Source organism: Stenotrophomonas sp. STEN083 (assembly GCF_056759195.1).
This window is the reverse complement of sequence record NZ_JBRRCU010000077.1, coordinates 1-17,298: the sequence shown is the minus strand read 5'-3', so window position 1 is coordinate 17,298 and position 17,298 is coordinate 1. Positions and strand designations below refer to the sequence as shown.

Annotated in this window: 15 protein-coding genes; 6 read left to right on the top strand and 9 right to left on the bottom strand. The window is 63.9% G+C overall.

Translation table 11 applies throughout. The features are described 5' to 3' along the window. Positions 1–340: 340 nt before the first annotated feature. The 4 genes from ACVOK8_RS17170 to creB form a co-directional block, all read right to left on the bottom strand. Complete coding sequence (locus ACVOK8_RS17170; protein ID WP_481567883.1) at positions 341–751, bottom strand: hypothetical protein; 411 nt, start codon at positions 749–751, stop codon at positions 341–343. A 67-nt stretch (positions 752–818) separates the two neighbouring features. Continuing rightward, positions 819–2,165: a cell envelope integrity protein CreD gene (creD, locus tag ACVOK8_RS17165; protein WP_481567882.1), complete on the bottom strand. Its 1,347-nt coding sequence runs from the start codon at positions 2,163–2,165 to the stop codon at positions 819–821. A gap of 82 nt (positions 2,166–2,247) precedes the next feature. Beyond that, a complete protein-coding gene (creC, locus tag ACVOK8_RS17160) occupies positions 2,248–3,684 on the bottom strand; it encodes a two-component system sensor histidine kinase CreC (RefSeq protein ID WP_481567881.1) in 1,437 nt (478 codons plus the stop codon). 3 nt (positions 3,685–3,687) lie between these two features. Further along, entirely contained in the window at positions 3,688–4,389 is a 702-nt protein-coding gene (creB, locus tag ACVOK8_RS17155) for a two-component system response regulator CreB (RefSeq protein ID WP_481567880.1), read from the bottom strand. Positions 4,390–4,539: 150 nt separating this feature from the next. Here creB and ACVOK8_RS17150 point away from each other — a divergent pair, with 150 nt between their 5' ends. From ACVOK8_RS17150 to ACVOK8_RS17135, 4 genes are all read left to right on the top strand, one after another. After that, complete coding sequence (locus tag ACVOK8_RS17150) at positions 4,540–5,397, top strand: 23S rRNA (adenine(2030)-N(6))-methyltransferase RlmJ (protein ID WP_481567879.1); 858 nt, start codon at positions 4,540–4,542, stop codon at positions 5,395–5,397. 96 nt (positions 5,398–5,493) lie between these two features. Then, a complete protein-coding gene (locus tag ACVOK8_RS17145) occupies positions 5,494–6,039 on the top strand; it encodes a GNAT family N-acetyltransferase (protein WP_057629682.1) in 546 nt (181 codons plus the stop codon). Positions 6,040–6,175: 136 nt separating this feature from the next. After that, complete coding sequence (mfd, locus tag ACVOK8_RS17140; protein ID WP_481567878.1) at positions 6,176–9,748, top strand: transcription-repair coupling factor; 3,573 nt, start codon at positions 6,176–6,178, stop codon at positions 9,746–9,748. Between the two features lie 98 nt (positions 9,749–9,846). Continuing rightward, a complete protein-coding gene (locus ACVOK8_RS17135; RefSeq protein ID WP_481567877.1) occupies positions 9,847–10,467 on the top strand; it encodes an HD-GYP domain-containing protein in 621 nt (206 codons plus the stop codon). 3 nt (positions 10,468–10,470) lie between these two features. On the opposite strand, the gene cls is transcribed toward ACVOK8_RS17135, so the two are convergent. After that, a complete protein-coding gene (gene cls / locus ACVOK8_RS17130; RefSeq protein ID WP_481567876.1) occupies positions 10,471–11,967 on the bottom strand; it encodes a cardiolipin synthase in 1,497 nt (498 codons plus the stop codon). 239 nt (positions 11,968–12,206) lie between these two features. Between cls and ACVOK8_RS17125 the strand changes: the two genes are divergently transcribed. Further along, positions 12,207–12,464: an EF-hand domain-containing protein gene (locus ACVOK8_RS17125; RefSeq protein WP_481567875.1), complete on the top strand. Its 258-nt coding sequence runs from the start codon at positions 12,207–12,209 to the stop codon at positions 12,462–12,464. An 18-nt stretch (positions 12,465–12,482) separates the two neighbouring features. Here the strand turns inward: ACVOK8_RS17125 and ACVOK8_RS17120 are convergent, their stop codons facing one another. From ACVOK8_RS17120 to ffh, 4 genes are read right to left on the bottom strand one after another with little or no spacing between them, the layout of a single operon-like run. Further along, complete coding sequence (locus tag ACVOK8_RS17120) at positions 12,483–13,277, bottom strand: aminotransferase class IV (RefSeq protein ID WP_481567874.1); 795 nt, start codon at positions 13,275–13,277, stop codon at positions 12,483–12,485. Next, complete coding sequence (locus tag ACVOK8_RS17115) at positions 13,274–14,347, bottom strand: NAD(P)H-dependent flavin oxidoreductase (RefSeq protein WP_481567873.1); 1,074 nt, start codon at positions 14,345–14,347, stop codon at positions 13,274–13,276. Before ACVOK8_RS17115 ends, ACVOK8_RS17120 begins: the two co-directional genes overlap by 4 nt. Before the next feature lie 32 nt (positions 14,348–14,379). After that, positions 14,380–14,814 (bottom strand): hypothetical protein, encoded by a 435-nt coding sequence (locus ACVOK8_RS17110; RefSeq protein ID WP_481508543.1) that lies wholly within the window; start codon positions 14,812–14,814, stop codon positions 14,380–14,382. Between the two features lie 38 nt (positions 14,815–14,852). Beyond that, positions 14,853–16,232: a signal recognition particle protein gene (gene ffh, locus ACVOK8_RS17105; protein WP_481536088.1), complete on the bottom strand. Its 1,380-nt coding sequence runs from the start codon at positions 16,230–16,232 to the stop codon at positions 14,853–14,855. A 110-nt stretch (positions 16,233–16,342) separates the two neighbouring features. Here ffh and ACVOK8_RS17100 point away from each other — a divergent pair, with 110 nt between their 5' ends. Next, the gene (locus tag ACVOK8_RS17100; RefSeq protein WP_481567872.1) at positions 16,343–17,134 is read left to right on the top strand and encodes a cytochrome C assembly family protein; all 792 of its coding nucleotides are present in this window, start codon (positions 16,343–16,345) and stop codon (positions 17,132–17,134) included. The last annotated feature ends 164 nt before the right edge of the window (positions 17,135–17,298 follow it).

Here is a 17,298-nt window from a genome sequence, read left to right as displayed (position 1 = left end):
GCGGCTTCTCTCTGTGGTTATCCTTTTCCTTGCACATCAAATTCTCACTCTCAGTAACCGGGTGCGTGAGCTTCTGCTTCTGCTTCGGCTTCGGCTTCGGCTATCAGCATCATATTCACAGCAACAACCAAGGCAAGAGCCGCCCTCATCCGCCCTCCGGGCACCTTCTCCCGCAGGCGGGAGAAGGGAGGTGTCATGCAGTCCGGTATGCGTTACCTGCCCGCCTTCGCGGGGCAGGTTCTGCGAGCCCCTCCATCTCAGCATCGACAAGCCCGTTTCTCCTCCAGCACGCGGGGGGAGACTGTCATGCAGTCCCGACGGGTTACCGCCAAACACCCTCTCATTCCCACCACCCATAAACCACGAGACGTTCCACCGGCAGCACCACAAACCACGAACGGCCATCTTGAGCGACGGCGGAGTATCCAGCGCCATGCGTCGTCGGCAGCTCACCCAAGCCCTCTGCTCCACACGCAGAACCACCGGCATCCGGCGAATGCGCCTCGGCAAACGCCGAGTACACCCAATCCCCCGTCTCGAAATACCGCAACCCCTTGCGCCGAATAGCCAACGCCGTCGACAACGACAGCCGCAACGCCACCACCCCCTGCGCCTGGCCACCGCCAAACACACTGCCCAGCAACACCCGCTCCACCTGCCCCGGTGCCATACCGAAGTGCAACAAACCACAGGTCTCGATACCCGCCGGCAACAAGCGCTGCGCACGGCGGTGGATCAATGCACGATTCATGTCATTCCTCCCTACGAAAGAGGCGGGATGGCCAACGCCACCCCGCCCCGTCATCGCAACTTCCAGATCAGGCCTGCTTGCTCACCGCACGATTGCTCAGCTCGTACCAATCAACCTTGCGGGTGATCCACATGATCGCGGCGAGGATTCCGAACAACAGCAGCGAACCCATCAGCAACGCGTTGTTCTCCGAGACCAGCAGCACATACAGCACGCCATACAACATCGTCAGCATCGTCGCGAAACCGACACCGCGCTTCCAGCTGTGCAGCACCCCACTCAGATAGAAGCCCTGCAAGCCGATACACGCCGCCGCCGCGATCAGATACGCCTGCCAGAACGCAATCTGCTCCGACAGACTCAGCAGCAGCAGGAAGAAGATCGCCAACGCCAGACCCACCAGCAGATACTGCAGCGGATGGATCTTCAGCTGCTTGATCAGCTCGAACAGCGCAAAGCCAACGAAAGTGAGCAGCACGAACAGGATGCCGTACTTGCTGGCACGGTCCACCTGCGTATAGGTGTCCACCGGATCCACCAAGGCCACGTTCAATGCCTCCACGCTGCCGCCGTCGCTGCGGATCGCCCTGACCAGCTGCGACTGCGCTGCCGAGGCCAGCGAAGACACCGCCCACTCTGCCTTGAAGCCGCTGGCATCGATGCTGCGCTCGTTGGGCAGGAAGCTGCCGCCAAACAGCGGATGCTGCCAGGTTGACGACAGCGAGACGCGGGTGTCATCGCCGACCGGCGCAATCGCCAGCGAACGGGTACCGCCCAGCACGAACTCCAGCTCGACCTTGCCACCCTCGCGCAGCACGCCCTGCATTGAATCCGGCAACACCGACAACGGTGCATGCAGGCCCTTTGAGGTTCCTTCCAATACGCCAGCGCCGGGCTGCAACTGGATCGCACGGCCGTCGACGCGCAGGTTCGGTGTACCTACCAGACCGCGCACATCGGACACGCCCAAGGCCAGATAGGGACGACCGTAAGTGCGCCCCGGCACCGCCACATAGCTGCTCTCGGCGAACTCGGCCTGCAGCTTGGCCTGCCAGTTGTAGACCGGCACCTTGAACAGGCCCACGGTGCGCTCATCGGTGCGCATATTGCCCTGCACGTTCAAGCGTGTCGGCATCTGCAGGTCATAGCCGCTTTCAACGCGCATTTCGGTCTTGCGCGGATTATTGCCCTCGGCCGGAATTTCGACTTCGCGCTGCTGGGTCCACGGCAGCACCCGCACCGGGCCGATCAGTGACTGCTCACCGGCCCAGCTCTGCGATACCCGTTCGACCGCCTCGTCGCGGTAACGCTCACGCTCATTGATGGTGCTGCGGATCAGCAGCAGGGGAATCAGCAGCAACAACACCAGCCCGCCGACAATGGCGAAGCGCAACAGCAGTTTCAGGGAAGTCATGTCCCGTCCTCGTGTGGAAACAGGGACAGGTTGAACGCGACCGGTGAGCAGGGTTTGTGCCGAGTTTGAAGCGAATGTGAAGTCAGCCGCCCGGCAGCAGCAGGCGCGCTTCGGCGCCACCTTCAGGATGGTTGCCCAGTTCCGCAACGCCGCCATGCAGGCGCGCCACCTCGGCCACGAATGGCAGGCCCAGGCCGGAACTGCGTTGGCCCGTACCTGGGCGCGCCAGCGAATAGAACCGTTCGAAGACCCGCTCCTGCGCGTACTCCGGCACACCGGGGCCGTTGTCACGCACGGCAATCCGCCAGTTCTGCTGCTGGCGCTGCACGCTCAGCACGATGCGGCTGCCCGGCGCGGAGAATGCAATCGCGTTGTCCAGCAGGTTGGAAAGCGCCTGGCGCAGCAGGAAGGCATCGCCCTGCACCGCTGCCTGCTCCGGCAATTCCATATCCAGACGAATCTGCCCGGCCTGCAGGCGCGGCGCGGCATCGTCGGCCAGCGCGCGGCAGACCGCGACCAGATCTACCTCGGTGCGCCGCTGCAGCCAGCCGTGCTGTTCAACCTCGGCCAGTCGCAGCAACTGATCGATGGTTTCAGTCAGACGGCGCTCCTGCTGCACGATGTTGGCGGCGAAGCGCTGCCGGTCGGCTTCCGGCAAGGGTTCCTGCAGCAACTCGGCGGCGCCACGTATCGCTGCCAGCGGGCTCTTCATTTCGTGGGTCAGCGACTGCACGTACTGCTCGACGTAGGCCTTGCCTTCGAGCTTGCGGCGCATGGTTTCCAGCGCCTGCCCAAGATCACCGATCTCATCACGGCGCCGCTTCGGCGGCGGCACCGGCTCACCAGCGCTTACCGCCTTGGCATAGCGGCTGAGGCCGCCAATGCCGCGCGACAGCCACCAGGTCATCAATAGACCGATCAAGGCCGATAGTCCGATCAACCAGGCACCACGCGCGATGATGGCGCGCTGGCTGGCAACGATGAAGGGATCGATGGTGTCGTTGGGCTGCGACAGCGTCAGCACGCCAATCATGGTGCGACCGTCGGCTGGGTCGTACATCGGCGCGGCGACGTGCATCACCGTCTTGGTTTCATCGCCCGGGATTTCAGCACTGGAGCGCGCGCCATACTCACCGCGCAGCGTTCGGTAGACATCATTCCAACGCGAGTTGTCGCGGCCCACGTCCTGCCCGCGCGAGTCGTAGACCACGATGCCCTGCGCATTGGTCACCGTCACCCGGTAGTCGATGCTGCGCTTGGGGAAGCGCCACACCATCGCCTTGGGGTCGCGGCGCTGGGCGGTGGCCAGGCGCGCAGCGAAGTCGCCGTCACCGATATGCCCGGCCTTCAGATCCGGCGCAGCCATCACCGCCAGCACATTGGCCGCATCCACCAAGGTTGATTCCATGGCCTGGCGCACGCCGGGTTTGACCTCGTTGACGAACACCCGCATCACGAAGAACGCGGCGATGCCGACAATCAGGAAGAATCCGAGGAACAGCTTCAGCCCGATACGCATCGGTCACACATCCAGGGCGTAGCCGACGCCGCGATGGGTGCGGATCGGTTCACCTTGCGCGCCAGCCGCACGCAGCTTTGCGCGCAGGGTTTTGACGTGGGTATCAACGGTGCGATCGGTGCTGTCGCTGGCGTGATCCCAGCCGCGCTCCATCAACTGCGCCCGGCTCAGGATCGCCCCGGGACGCTGCAGCAATGCCGCCAGCAAGGCGTACTCGTAGCGAGTCAGGTCCAGTAGCGCCTCGTCATAGCGGATGCGCCGGCCTTCGTTATCAATCGCGAACCGCCCCAGCTGCTTCCAGCCCCCCGCTTCGGCCGCAATCGGCGCAGCAGGCGTGGTCCGGCGCAGCCGCGCGCGCACCCGCGCCACCATCTCGCGTGGCGAGAACGGTTTGGTCACGTAGTCGTCGGCGCCCAGCTCCAACCCCAGCACACGGTCGAACTCGTCGTTGCGGGCGGTCAGGAAGATCACCGGCACCTGGCTGAAAGTGCGCAGTTCACGGCAGACCTCGAAGCCGCCCAGGTCGGGCAGACCGACATCCAGCACCACCACGTCGGCGCCGTCCTGACGCAGCAGCGCCAAGGCTTCGCGGCCCAGCGCGCAATGGCTGGCGGCATAGCCTTCGCTGCGCAGCGCATAAAGAAGGGTATCGGCGATGGCGGCCTCGTCTTCGACGACGAGTACCCGGGCAGGTTGGCTGGACATTGCATCAGCATAGCTGGCCTTGCCGCAGACGCCAGCGGCAGTAGCCGATGGTGGCCCGATTGCCCCCTGGAACCGCCGATTGACCCGTCGGCCGGCCAACGCAGGCCGATCAAAACGCCCACGCCACGCTGCAAGCCGTAAACTTCGCCGATGAATTATCGCCACGCCTTCCACGCCGGTAACCACGCCGACGTTCTCAAGCACATCGTCATGCTGGCGATGATCGACGCGCTCAAGCGCAAAGACTCGCCCTTCTTCGTGCTGGACACGCATGCCGGCCGCGGCCGTTACCTGCTGTCCGCCGAGGAAAGCCGCAAAACCGCCGAGATCGATGAAGGCGTGCTGCGACTGATGACCACCCCGTCGCTGCCCGAAGTGGTGGAGCAGTACCTGCGCGCGGTGCAGGCCGACAACCCGGTCGGCGCCTTGATCTCCTACCCGGGCTCGCCGCTGTTGGCCGCCCGCGCCCTGCGCGAGCAGGACCGCATGGCCGCCTGTGAGCTGCAGAAGGACGAGGTCACCGCGCTCAAGGAGCTGTTTGCCCACGATCGCCGGGTCCAGGTGCACGCTGGCAATGGCTACGAAGCCATCCGCGCCTTCATTCCGCCCAAGAGCGGCGCCATCAAGATCGGCCGGGCGCTGGTGCTGATCGACCCACCGTATGAAGTACAGGATGCCGAATACCCGCTGATCATCTCAACCTTGCGTGAGATTCTGACCCGGATGCCGCAAGCGCAATGCGCGGTCTGGTACCCGATCAAGCAACGCCGCACCCTGCAGCCGTTCTTCCGCAAGGCAGCCGCGCTACCGGCCAAGTCCATCCTGGTCGCCGAATTCATGGTGAGGGCCGATGACTCCCCGCTGCGTCTGAATGGTAGCGGGATGCTGTTGCTGAACCCGCCATGGCAGTTTGAGCAGGTGTTGGCCCCGGCTTTGCCGGTCCTGAAGCAGTATCTGGGTGAAACCGGCACCTCGACCCGGCTGGAGTGGCTGAAGACGCCCGAGTGACGGGCACCGCCGGCAATCTGCAGCTGCTTTGGACCGCGTTCACAGAACGTAGCACCCGCAGTGACAGAATCAGGCGACTTTGGAGGAAACGTAGTCATGGCAACTCGCAACCGCATGCCCCCGTGGCATGAAAATTTCAAGGCACCCAGCGGCCGTGAGCTGCTGATACGACCAATCCGCCCTGAAGACGGTGCGCCGCTGCAGGGCGCGTTTGCCCTGTTCGGGCCGGAAGAAGTGCGCGACAAGTTCCTGCAGTCGGTTGAATCACTCTCTGATGAGACCGCCCAGCGCTTGACCCACCCCAATCCCAAGACCGAGATCGCGCTGGTCGCGGCCGAGCCGCTGCCTCCCGGGGAAGCGGTTGTGGGCGCGGTAGCCCGGGCCTCCATCATCCCTGGCACCCGCGATGCCGAATACGCGATCCTGGTAAGCGGCTTCCTCGCTGGTCAGGGTCTGGGCCGGCAGTTGATGCGCAAACTGGTCAAATGGGCGCGCGGCAAGTATCTGGACCGCCTGTATGGCGACATCGCCCAGGACAACGAGCCGATGCTGCAGCTGGCCGCTTCGCTGGGCTTCAAACAGGTGCCGCACCCCGCAGCCGCCCCCGGGCTGGTGCGGATGGTGCTGGAACTGGCGAACTGAGGGTCAGTTTTCCATTCAGCTCTCGACAGGCGCCGATAAGGCGCCTGTTGCGTTTCCGGCTCTGAGCCGTCCGCGCCCGCAAGGCCCGATCACCCCAACAAGGCAAGCCGGGCGCATCTGGTAAAATTAGCGGTTCATGTCGCCTATTACCTACCCCATTCCGCCGCTGCCCCGTTCGGGCCAGCTCCGCGCCTGGTGGCGCGCTCCGGCTTCCAGCAGTGCGCTGGCCTGGCATGTCGCCTGCGCCGCGCAGGCACACGCCAAACCGCTGCTGCTGATCACCCGTGACAACCACAGCGCACATCAGCTGGTGGCTGATCTGCAGACACTGCTTGGTGCAAACAGTCCGTTGCCGGTGGTGCCGTTCCCGGATTGGGAAACCCTGCCCTACGACCAGTTCAGCCCGCACCCGGACATCATTTCGCAGCGTCTGGCCGCCCTGCACCGCCTGCCGACGCTGAAGCAAGGCATCGTCGTGGTGCCGGTGCAGACACTGCTGCAGCGCTTGGCGCCGCTGAGCTACATCGTCGGTGGCAGCTTCGACCTGAAGGTTGGCCAGCGTCTGGATATGGACGCGGAGAAGCGCCGCCTGGAAAGCGCCGGCTACCGCAATGTCGTGCAGGTAATGGACCCGGGTGATTTCGCCGTGCGTGGCGGTCTGCTCGATGTCTATCCGATGGGCGCCGAGGCGCCACTGCGCATCGAGCTGCTGGACGAGGACATCGACTCCATCCGCGAGTTCGACCCGGAATCGCAGCGCTCGCTGGACAAGGTCACCGCAGTAAAGATGCTGCCCGGCCGCGAAGTGCCGATGGACGAGGCCAGCCTCAACAAGGTGCTGGCATCGCTGCGCGAACGCTTCGACGTGGATACCCGACGCAGTCCCCTGTACCAGGACCTGAAGGCGGGTCTGGCGCCTTCGGGCATCGAATACATGCTGCCGCTGTTCTTCAACCAGACCGCGACCTTGTTTGACTACCTGCCGGACGGTTTCATGACCGTACTCGGCAGCGGTGTCAGCGAAGCCTCCGATGCGTTCTGGCTGCAGACCAACAGCCGTTACGAGCAACGCCGCCACGATATCGAACGGCCGCTGCTGCCACCGGAAGAGATTTACCAATCACCAGACAGCCTGCGCGAGCAGTTCAACAAACTGCCGCGCGTGGAAGTGTGTGCGGCCGATCATCCGCGCGCCGCCGAGGCGCATGCGCTGGGTGACCAGCCGCTGCCGCCGTTGCCGGTCGCCGCCAAGGATGCGCCGGCTGGGCAGGCACTGAAGTCTTTCATCGAGCACTACCCGGGCCGGGTGCTGATCGCGGCGGATTCGCCGGGACGGCGTGAGGCCTTGTTGGAAGTGCTGCAGGCTGCTGAATTGCGGCCTGAGGTTGTTGCGAGCTTCAATGATTTTCTGCCTTCTCCGCTTGGCGGGAGTGATGCTGCTGGCAAAAGCCAAAGCAAGAGCGCCCTCACCCCAACCCCTCTCCCGTTAACGGGAGAGGGGCTCAAGGCAAAAGCGGGGCTTGGTCGCTTCGCCATTACCGTTGCGCCGCTGGATGACGGCTTTGCGCTCAGCGAGCCGGCCTTGGCCGTGCTTACCGAGCGCCAGTTGTTTCCGGAACGTGCTGGCCAGGCGCGGCGTACGCGGCGTGCCGGGCGTGAGCCCGAGTCCATCATCCGTGACCTGGGTGAGCTGACCGAAGGCGCGCCCATCGTCCATGAAGATCATGGTGTGGGCCGCTACCGCGGTTTGATCGCGATGGATGTCGGCGGCATGCCCGGCGAATTCCTTGAGATCGAATACGCCAAGGGCGACCGCCTGTATGTGCCGGTCGCACAGCTGCATCTGATCAGCCGTTATTCCGGCGCGTCGCCGGAAACCGCACCGCTGCATTCGCTCGGTGGCGAGCAATGGGCCAAGGCCAAGCGCAAGGCTGCCGAGAAAGTCCGTGACGTTGCCGCCGAGCTGCTGGAAATCCAGGCCCGTCGCCGCGCCCGCGCTGGCCTGGCGTTGGACATCGACCGCTCGATGTACGAGCCGTTCGCAGCCGGCTTCCCGTTCGAGGAAACACCCGACCAGCAAGCGGCAATCGAAGCGACGCTGCGCGACCTGCAATCCAGCCAGCCGATGGACCGCGTGGTCTGCGGTGACGTTGGCTTCGGCAAGACCGAGGTTGCGCTACGCGCGGCATTCGCTGCGGCCAGTGGCGGCAAGCAGGTTGCGGTACTGGTGCCGACCACACTGCTGGCCGAACAGCATTACCGCAACTTCCGCGACCGCTTCGCCGATTACCCGCTGCGGGTGGAAGTGCTGTCGCGCTTCAAGACCAGCAAGGAAATCAAGGCCGAGCTGGACAAGGTCGCCGAAGGCACCATCGATGTGATCATCGGCACGCACCGCCTGCTGCAGCCGGACGTGAAGTTCAAGGACCTGGGTCTGGTCATCGTCGATGAAGAGCAGCGCTTTGGCGTGCGCCAGAAGGAAGCGCTGAAGGCAATGCGCGCCAACGTGCACTTGCTGACGCTGACTGCTACGCCGATCCCGCGCACCTTGAACATGGCGATGGCCGGCCTGCGTGATCTGTCGATCATCGCCACGCCGCCGCCGAACCGCTTGGCGGTCAAGACCTTCATCACCGCCTGGGACAACGCGCAGCTGCGGGAGGCCTTCCAGCGTGAGTTGTCGCGTGGTGGCCAGCTGTACTTCCTGCACAACGATGTGGAAAGCATGGGCCGGATGCAGCGCGAGCTGTCCGAGCTGGTGCCCGAGGCGCGCATCGGCATGGCCCACGGGCAGATGCCGGAGCGCGAGCTGGAACGGGTGATGCTGGATTTCCAGAAGCAACGGTTCAACGTGCTGCTGGCCAGTACCATCATCGAGTCGGGTATCGATATTCCCAACGCCAACACCATCATCATCAACCGCGCAGATCGCTTTGGTCTTGCGCAGTTGCATCAGCTGCGTGGCCGCGTTGGTCGCTCGCACCATCGTGCCTACGCGTACCTGCTGGTGCCGGACAAGCGCTCAATCACACCGGATGCGCAGAAGCGCCTGGAAGCCATCGCCTCGATGGACGAACTGGGCGCAGGCTTCACCCTGGCCACCCACGATCTGGAAATCCGTGGTGCTGGTGAGTTGCTGGGCGAAGACCAGAGCGGGCAAATGGCCGAGATCGGCTTCAGCCTGTACACCGAGCTGCTGGAACGCGCGGTACGTTCGATCAAGTCGGGCAAGCTGCCGGATCTGGATGCCGGCGAAGAAGCTCGCGGTGCCGACGTCGAACTGCATGTACCGGCATTGATTCCGGAAGATTACCTGCCCGACGTGCATACCCGCCTGACCTTGTACAAGCGCATCAGCTCGGCACGCGACAACGAGCGCCTGCGCGAACTGCAGGTGGAAATGATCGATCGCTTCGGCCTGTTGCCGGATCCGGTAAAGCATCTGTTCGCCATCGCCGAGCTCAAGCTGCAGGCCAACGAGCTTGGCATCCGCAAGCTGGAGCTGGGCGAAAACGGTGGCCGCATCGTGTTTGACAGCAAGCCCAACATTGATCCGATGGTGGTGATCCAGCTGATCCAGAAGCAGCCCAAGCTGTATCAAATGGATGGCCCGGACAAGTTGCGCATCAAGCATCCGCTGCCGGAAAGCGCTGACCGCTTCAACGCCGCGCGTGCGTTGTTGACCACGCTGCATCCCGGCCGCGCCTGAATGAAAAACATCGTGAAGATTGCGTGAACGCGAAAGGGCGTTGAAAATAACGCCCCCTCTCTTACGCTCGCAGCCGTTCCCCACACGGCTTCGTCATCATGTTGACCATCACCACGCCTGTGGGTCTGTCGCATCCACCGGATGACAGTTCCTGCGCTATCGAAGTATTGGCCGCCGCGCTGGACCAGCGCGACAGCTATACCGACCACCACTGCGATCGCGTCTCGCAACTTGCCCAGGCCATGGGCCGCCGCTGTGACCTGTCCGAACAGCGCATCGGCCATCTCGTGCTTGCCGCACGCTTCCATGATGTCGGCAAGATCGGTATCCGTGACGAGGTGCTGCTGCATCCGGGCAAGTTGGATGAAGACAAAATCTCGGCGATGCGCACTCATCCGGAACGCGGCGCGCGCCTGTTCGCCGCCACCGGCCGAAGTGACGCCAAGGCCGTTGCCACGCTGATCCGCCATCACCATGAAGCCTGGGACGGCAGCGGCTATCCGCACGGCCTGCAGGGCGAAGACATTCCACTTGAGTCGCGCATCCTCACCATCGTCGATGGCTTCGATGCGATGACCTCGCAGCGCCCGTACCGCGGCCCGATGCCGATGCAACGCGCCATCGAAATACTGGCCAACGACCGCGGGCGTTTGATCGACCGGCGCCTGTTCGGCGAGTTCATGGGCCTGCTGCGCGGCGATAGCGCACCGACCGCCTGAGCGTCACAACACCGGCGACATCATCGCGACCGCATTGCGCACCAAACGCGTGGCCAAGGGCCACGCCATCACCTGCGTCAACAACACCGGCTCGGAAACCGACAGATAGCCTTGCTGGCGCTGCACGATGCTGGCGGTGACCACGCTGTCAGCAATCAGCAGATTGTTCTCGAAGTTCAATTCAAGACTGCGCCGATCCATATTGGCCGAGCCGATCAAGGCGATCTCGCCGTCCACGCTCAGCGACTTGGCGTGCAGCAGGCCCAGCGGATACTCGTATACCTCCACACCACACTGCAGCAGATCAGCATAGGTGCTGCGACTGCTCTGCCCTACCAGCCAGGAGTCATTGCGCTTGGGGAAGATCAGCCGCGTGCGCACCCCACGCCGTGGTGCCGCGCAGATCGCGCGCAGCAGTGCTTCGTCCGGCACGAAGTACGGCGTGCTGATAATCAACTCATGCCGCGCTGCATAGATGCAGGCCACGAACATATCGGTCATCGCGTTGTGGCGGGTGACCGGGCCAGTTTCAAATGCCATTGCCAGGCAGCCGTCGTCGAACTGCGGCTGTGGCGTTGCCACTGCGTAAGCATCCAGCCCCTGCTCACCGGTTTCCGGAATCCAACCACTGAGGAACAACCGCTGGATCTGCGCCACCACCGGGCCTTCGCAGCGCAACAGCAGGTCGATCCACGGTGCATAGCTGGGCTTGACCCGGAACTCCGGATCGGCACAGTTCTGACTGCCGCAATAAGCGATGCGGTTGTCGATGACCACGATCTTGCGGTGATCACGCAGGTCCATTCGACTGAAAGCAACGTGCTGCAGGCGGGTCAGATCATCCAGGGTGCGCACCAGCTTGACCCCGGCCTGCTGCAACTGAGCCCAGCGCGGGCTGCCGGTGAACGCCCGCGAGCCCAGCGCATCCACCATCACCCTGCAGGCCACACCACTTCTTGCAGCCGCAGCTACTGCGTCGGCAACGCGGCCACCGGCACCATCGTCCAGCCAGATGTAGAAGGCGATATGCACGCTCTGCTGTGCCAGGCTGATGTCCTGCACCAACTGATCAATGGCCGAACGGCAATCCTGCACCGGGGCGTTCGCAAGCGACTGCGCCGCGCCCAGCAGCGCGATCCGGTTGCCCGGCTGTGGCGCAAAGCCATTGATCGACTGCGCCAGCGCGAACAAGGATGCAGCCTTGCCGCCGATTTCCGCAGCAGTCGTGCCGTGCGATTCGCCCGCCGCCTGCAGCATTCGAACGGTCTGCCGCAGGCGTCTCGCACGCGCACGTCCAATACTGGTTTCGCCCAATAGCAGATAGGCGAACATGCCAAGCAGTGGCGCCAGCATGATCACCGCCACCCACGCCGCGCGCGACGCCGGGGCACGATTGGGCCGGGTCAGCGCCCGCGCCGCAACCAGCAGGTGCGCGATGAAAACCAGCACGCTCACCACCCATTGCATGGGAGCCTGCGGCCAGCCCAGTTCAAATACCATGCTGTTCCTCCCAACGCCGGTGACGGTACAAGGCAGATCAATAGCACGCCGTTCGTGTGACTGAAATCAGCACGCCCTTCCCTATCCAGCCAGCGGCAGCTAAGTCGAGCATCGCGACAGACACCATCGCCCGCCATTTTTCACCAATCGCGAAGACGCGGCGGCGCCTGCTATGCCGGCAGACAGCCGGGTGGTCCGGACTGGAGGAGAACGTGATGCGCGTGTCCCGATCAGCTCAAATGATACTGACAGCAGTTTTACTCAGCGGTGGCTATTCATTGGCACTGGCCGCAGCACCAGCTGGCACTACCTTGCCAAGCTATACAGAGCTGGACAAAGACAAGGACGGCATCGTCACCCTGTCCGAAATCGATGTCTATCCGCCGGGCGTTGCTGCGCGACTGCACCACTGCGACAGCAACAAGGACCACGCACTGAACCAACAGGAGTACGCGCAATGCACGGTCGGTGCACATCGACATACGCCGGCCAAGTAGCCCAGCACATGCAATGCTTCAGAGCGGTAACCAGGGCATCCGCGCCAATGCGGCTTGCAGGCGAACCAGCAACACATCGGACTGCTCCAGTCGCTGCTCGCCGATTGCCGCCAACGGCCAGATGCCGGAGGCATTGAATGCCACCGCACCATTGAAGCGGGCCAGCGCCGGCAAGTGCACTTCGTTCTGGGCCTGCGCCTGACCGAGCGCGGTCAAACCATCCATCAGCAGACGCTCGGTGCTGCCACGCAGCGCTGACGCCTGTGGCCAGCACACCTGCGCGCCATCCCAGAACGCCAGGTTCCAGGTCGTGCCTTCGCTGATGCGACCCTGCGTATCGACAAACACCGCATCATCGAACCCCCGCTGCAATGCCTGTCGCCGCAGCTGGAACAGCGGGAACGTACCTACATGTTTGATATGCGCCAACTCGCGCTGATAGCGCAGTGGCAGTACTGAACGCGCAAGTGCCGGAATCTGCGCCGGCGCACCAATGCCAATCAATACATCCACCGGCACTGCACGTAGCGGCTGGCGGAAATCAAACTGCCGCGAGAATACCGTGATCCGCACCGATGCGTCTGGCGTATCCAGCTGCCGCAATGCCTGCTGCAGCCAACCCAGCACCTGCGCGCAATCCAGTTCAACTTCGAACAACTCGCGTGTGCCCTGCTGCAAACGCTCAAGGTGCAGCGACCAGCCCTGCACCGCACCAGAGCGCACCTGAAATGAAGTGAAGTGCCCGTAGTTGACCAGCGCCGCACTCAGCGCCCCGGCATCAGCCAGTTGCCCATTGCAGAACAGCACCGTCATGGCCGCGTCTGCGCCTGCGACCACATCGCGCGCAGGATCTGTGCCGCTGGTGCAGGCTTGACCATCCAAGCCGATTGCCCTGCCCATGCCTGCATCGCATCGAGCTGATTTGCGGCATTGGCCTGCTTGCGCATGGCAGCGGTCAGTCCACGTTGCACCGGATAGGGCTGTGGCGCTGGCACACCATGCGCTTCGGCCGCTCGCACATAAGCTGTATCCAAGGCACGCCCGAGCCGTCCACTGAAAGCTCGCGTCGCGCGCGTGGCTTCAGGCTCGGCAACGGCCAGCGCCTGCTTCCACGCTGCGGGAATATCGGATTCATCGGCCGCCAGGAATGCGGTTCCCACCTGCACCGCGCTTGCACCGAGCATCAGGGCGGCGGCAATGCCGCGACCATCGGCAATGCCGCCAGCAGCAATCACCGGCACACTCAGGTGATCGACCAGACGCGGCAGCAAAGCGAACAAACCGACCATCTGTCGTTCGGCCTGTGCCGCATCAAACGCGCCGCGATGGCCACCTGCCTCCATCCCCTGTGCGACGACTGCATCGGCACCGGCGGCCTGGGCCTGCAGTGCTTCACTCAAGGTCGTCGCACATGCGAACCAGGCAATACCGGCGGCCTGCAGTCGCGCCACCTGTGCGGCAGAAAACACGCCCATGATGGTTGAAGCCACCGCTGGCCGGGCAGCAATCAGCGCATCGAACTGGGCATCAAAATCGGCAGGACCCGCATCGCCAGCTTCTGCTGCAACCTGCGGGCCCCACCGCGCCAGAAACTCGCGTGTAGCCGTCTCGGCGGCAGGGTCGCGCTGCGGAGCAGGATCCGGCACCCATAGATTGACCTGCGCCGGCCCCTGCGACTGCTGGCCGAACGCGTGCATCCATTGTGTGATCTGTTCCGGCGTGGACAGCACGGCACCCATCGCGCCCATGCTGCCAGCATTGGCTACCGCGGCAGACAGCGGCACCGGACAGGCGCCGGCCATCGGCGCCAGCAGGATAGGAAGTTCAAGACCGAAGCGTTGGCAGAACGCTTCGGTCCGGGCTGAAATGACGGCGTTTTGCATGGCGGTGATGTTGCCGCCGGTGCCTATGCCGCTCAGCGTAGCGAGAGGGCGTAGGAACGCACCAGCTGGCTGTCCATCTCTTCGTTGAAGGTGAAGTTCACATACTGCGCATCATCGGCGGGGAAATCCACTTCCACCCGCGAGCGGCCAATTTCGGCGCCCGACTCGTCCAATGCACGCGCCAGGAATGCACCCTTGTACGGCTTGGTTGCCACTACATACACGGATGCGTCCTTGGAACCCATGCCGCGGCTCTTGCCCAAGGTCACGGTCATGCCATTGCTGACCACTTCCGGGGCCACATCGAGCTTGAGCGACATGCGCTTGTCCACGCCTTCGCCCAGGCCAGCGACGAAATCGGTAGCGGTGCCGCTGATCGCACTGCCGGCTTTCTGCGATATCGAGCGGTCTTCACCACAGGCGCTCAGCGCCAGCACTGCCAGTACCAGATACATCCTGTTCTTCATGCACCACTCCTTTTTGAATCGGTTGGACCAAGTTGCAATCAACGGAACGGCAGGCCGCCCTTGCCACCCATGGCGCCGAGCATGCCCTTCATGTTGCGCATCATGCCCTTCATGCCGCCACCGGCGAGCTTGCCCATCATCTTTTCCATCTGCATGTACTGCTTCATCAGCTTGTTGACGTCGGCCGGTTGGGTGCCGGAGCCGCGTGCGATACGGGCACGACGCGAACCATTGAGCAGGCCCGGGTTGCGGCGCTCCTTCTTGGTCATGGAGCCGATGATGGCGATCATGCGCGGCACTTCCTTGCTCTGGCTGACCTGCGCCTTGAGGTGCTCGGGGATCTGGCCCAGGCCCGGCAGCTTGTCCATCAAGCCGCCGATGCCGCCCATGTTCTGCATCTGTTCCAGCTGGTCGCGCATGTCGTTCAGGTCGAACTTCTTGCCCTTGGCGACCTTCTCGGCCAGCTTCTGCGCCTTGTCCTTGTCGACCTGCTGCTCGACCTGCTCGACCAGCGACAGTACGTCGCCCATGTCGAGGATGCGGCTGGCCACACGTTCCGGATGGAACACATCCAGGCCGTCGACCTTCTCACCGGTACCGGTGAACTTGATCGGCTTGCCGGTGATGTAGCGCACGCTCAGCGCGGCACCGCCACGGGCGTCACCGTCGGTCTTGGTCAGCACCACGCCGGTCAGCGGCAGCGCCTCACCGAAGGCCTTGGCGGTGTTGGCGGCATCCTGACCGGTCATGGCATCGACCACGAACAGGGTTTCAGCCGGGTTGACCGCCGCGTGCAGGGCCTTGATCTCGGCCATCATCGCTTCGTCGATGGCAAGGCGGCCTGCGGTATCGACCAGCAGCACGTCGACAAACGACTTGCGCGCGTCATCGATGGCGGCGCGCACGATGTCGACCGGCTTCTGGTCTGCTGCGGACGGGAAGAACAGCACGTCGACCTGTTCGGCCAGCGTCTTCAACTGCTCGATGGCGGCCGGACGGTAAACGTCGGCGGAAACCACCATCACCTTCTTCTTGCGCTTTTCCTTCAGGTGCTTGGCCAGCTTGCCGACCGTGGTGGTCTTGCCGGCACCCTGCAGGCCCGCCATCAGGATGATGGCCGGCGCGGGCACATTGAGGTTCAGGTCGGTGGCCTGCGCGCCCATGACGGCGGTCAGCTCATCGCGCACCACTTTGATCAGCGCCTGGCCAGGGGTCAGCGACTTGAGCACCTCCTGGCCAACCGCGCGGACCTTGATCTTCTCGATCAGGGCCTGCACCACCGGCAGGGCCACATCGGCCTCGAGCAGGGCGATGCGCACCTCACGGGTGGCCTCGCGGATGTTTTCTTCAGTCAGGCGGCCGCGCCCACGCAGGCGCTCGATGGTGCCGGAAAGGCGCTGGGTCAGTGACTCGAACATGCGACGGAACCTGCGGAAATCGTGGAAACAGAGGCAGTTAGTATAACGGCCAGCCGCCGCCACCGCCGGTTCAGATCGCCAGAGGCGGGCCTGTATGCGAAACTGCATCGATGACAATCGTTCTCATCGCCGCCGCGCTCTATCTGGTGTCCACCGCCCTGCTGGTACGCGGGCTGGCCGGCGAGCGCAGTCCGCCCCCACGCAGCTGGCTGTTGCCGACCATCGCCGCCGTGCTGCTGCACGCCGGTTACCACCTGATGGTGGCGATGAAAACCGCAGGCGGCCCGGACATGCACTTCTTCGCGGCACTGTCACTGGTAGGTCTGGGCATGGCGGCACTGACCGCCGTGGTTGGCGCGCGCGGGCGTATGTCGGCATTGGGCGTGGTGGTGTTCCCGATGGCGGCGATCCTGCTGGTGGCCTACCACGGCTACGGCCATGAACCGAGCAAACTGCTGGGCTGGCGCCTGGCCACCCACGCCTGGCTTGCGCTGCTGGCCTACGCCACGCTGAGCGTGGCCGCGCTGCTGGCAATCATGCTGTGGCTGCAGGAGCGGGCCCTGCGCCGCCGTGACTTCCGCCCGTGGCTGCGCGCCCTGCCGCCGCTGGCCGACCTGGAGACCTTGCTGTTCCGCACGATCACGGTCGGCTTCTGCCTGCTGACCCTGACCCTGCTGACCGGCGTGCTGTTCGTCGACAACCTGCTGGCGCAGAAGCTGGTGCACAAGACCGTGCTCAGCGTGCTGTCGTGGATCGTGTTCGGCACCTTGCTGATCGGCCGCCGCCGTTACGGCTGGCGTGGCAGCAAGGCCGTGCATTGGACCCTCACTGCAATGGCGCTGCTGTTGCTGGCGTTCTTCGGCAGCCGCTTCGTGATCGAGCTGGTGCTGGGCCGCGGCTGAGCCCCAGCGGGTAGTGCCGAGCCATGCTCGGCAAGGGCCTTCCCAGCAAAGCATCGGCCCACCGTCATCTTGTAGGAGCGGCGTAAGCCGCGAAGCTGGCGGTAATGCAACGCCTGCAGTGGCTGCAATCAGATCGACTATCGGCTTCGCGGGTTAAGCCCGGC

Excerpts from the sequence above, each read along its gene's own strand:
- ACVOK8_RS17170 (WP_481567883.1), bottom strand. The coding sequence starts at position 751 with ATGAATCGTGCATTGATCCACCGCCGTGCGCAGCGCTTGTTGCCGGCG.
- creD (WP_481567882.1), bottom strand. The coding sequence starts at position 2,165 with ATGACTTCCCTGAAACTGCTGTTGCGCTTCGCCATTGTCGGCGGGCTG.
- creC (WP_481567881.1), bottom strand. The coding sequence starts at position 3,684 with ATGCGTATCGGGCTGAAGCTGTTCCTCGGATTCTTCCTGATTGTCGGC.
- creB (WP_481567880.1), bottom strand. The coding sequence starts at position 4,389 with ATGTCCAGCCAACCTGCCCGGGTACTCGTCGTCGAAGACGAGGCCGCC.
- ACVOK8_RS17150 (WP_481567879.1), top strand. The coding sequence starts at position 4,540 with ATGAATTATCGCCACGCCTTCCACGCCGGTAACCACGCCGACGTTCTC.
- ACVOK8_RS17145 (WP_057629682.1), top strand. The coding sequence starts at position 5,494 with ATGGCAACTCGCAACCGCATGCCCCCGTGGCATGAAAATTTCAAGGCA.
- mfd (WP_481567878.1), top strand. The coding sequence starts at position 6,176 with ATGTCGCCTATTACCTACCCCATTCCGCCGCTGCCCCGTTCGGGCCAG.
- ACVOK8_RS17135 (WP_481567877.1), top strand. The coding sequence starts at position 9,847 with ATGTTGACCATCACCACGCCTGTGGGTCTGTCGCATCCACCGGATGAC.
- cls (WP_481567876.1), bottom strand. The coding sequence starts at position 11,967 with ATGGTATTTGAACTGGGCTGGCCGCAGGCTCCCATGCAATGGGTGGTG.
- ACVOK8_RS17125 (WP_481567875.1), top strand. The coding sequence starts at position 12,207 with ATGATACTGACAGCAGTTTTACTCAGCGGTGGCTATTCATTGGCACTG.
- ACVOK8_RS17120 (WP_481567874.1), bottom strand. The coding sequence starts at position 13,277 with ATGACGGTGCTGTTCTGCAATGGGCAACTGGCTGATGCCGGGGCGCTG.
- ACVOK8_RS17115 (WP_481567873.1), bottom strand. The coding sequence starts at position 14,347 with ATGCAAAACGCCGTCATTTCAGCCCGGACCGAAGCGTTCTGCCAACGC.
- ACVOK8_RS17110 (WP_481508543.1), bottom strand. The coding sequence starts at position 14,814 with ATGAAGAACAGGATGTATCTGGTACTGGCAGTGCTGGCGCTGAGCGCC.
- ffh (WP_481536088.1), bottom strand. The coding sequence starts at position 16,232 with ATGTTCGAGTCACTGACCCAGCGCCTTTCCGGCACCATCGAGCGCCTG.
- ACVOK8_RS17100 (WP_481567872.1), top strand. The coding sequence starts at position 16,343 with ATGACAATCGTTCTCATCGCCGCCGCGCTCTATCTGGTGTCCACCGCC.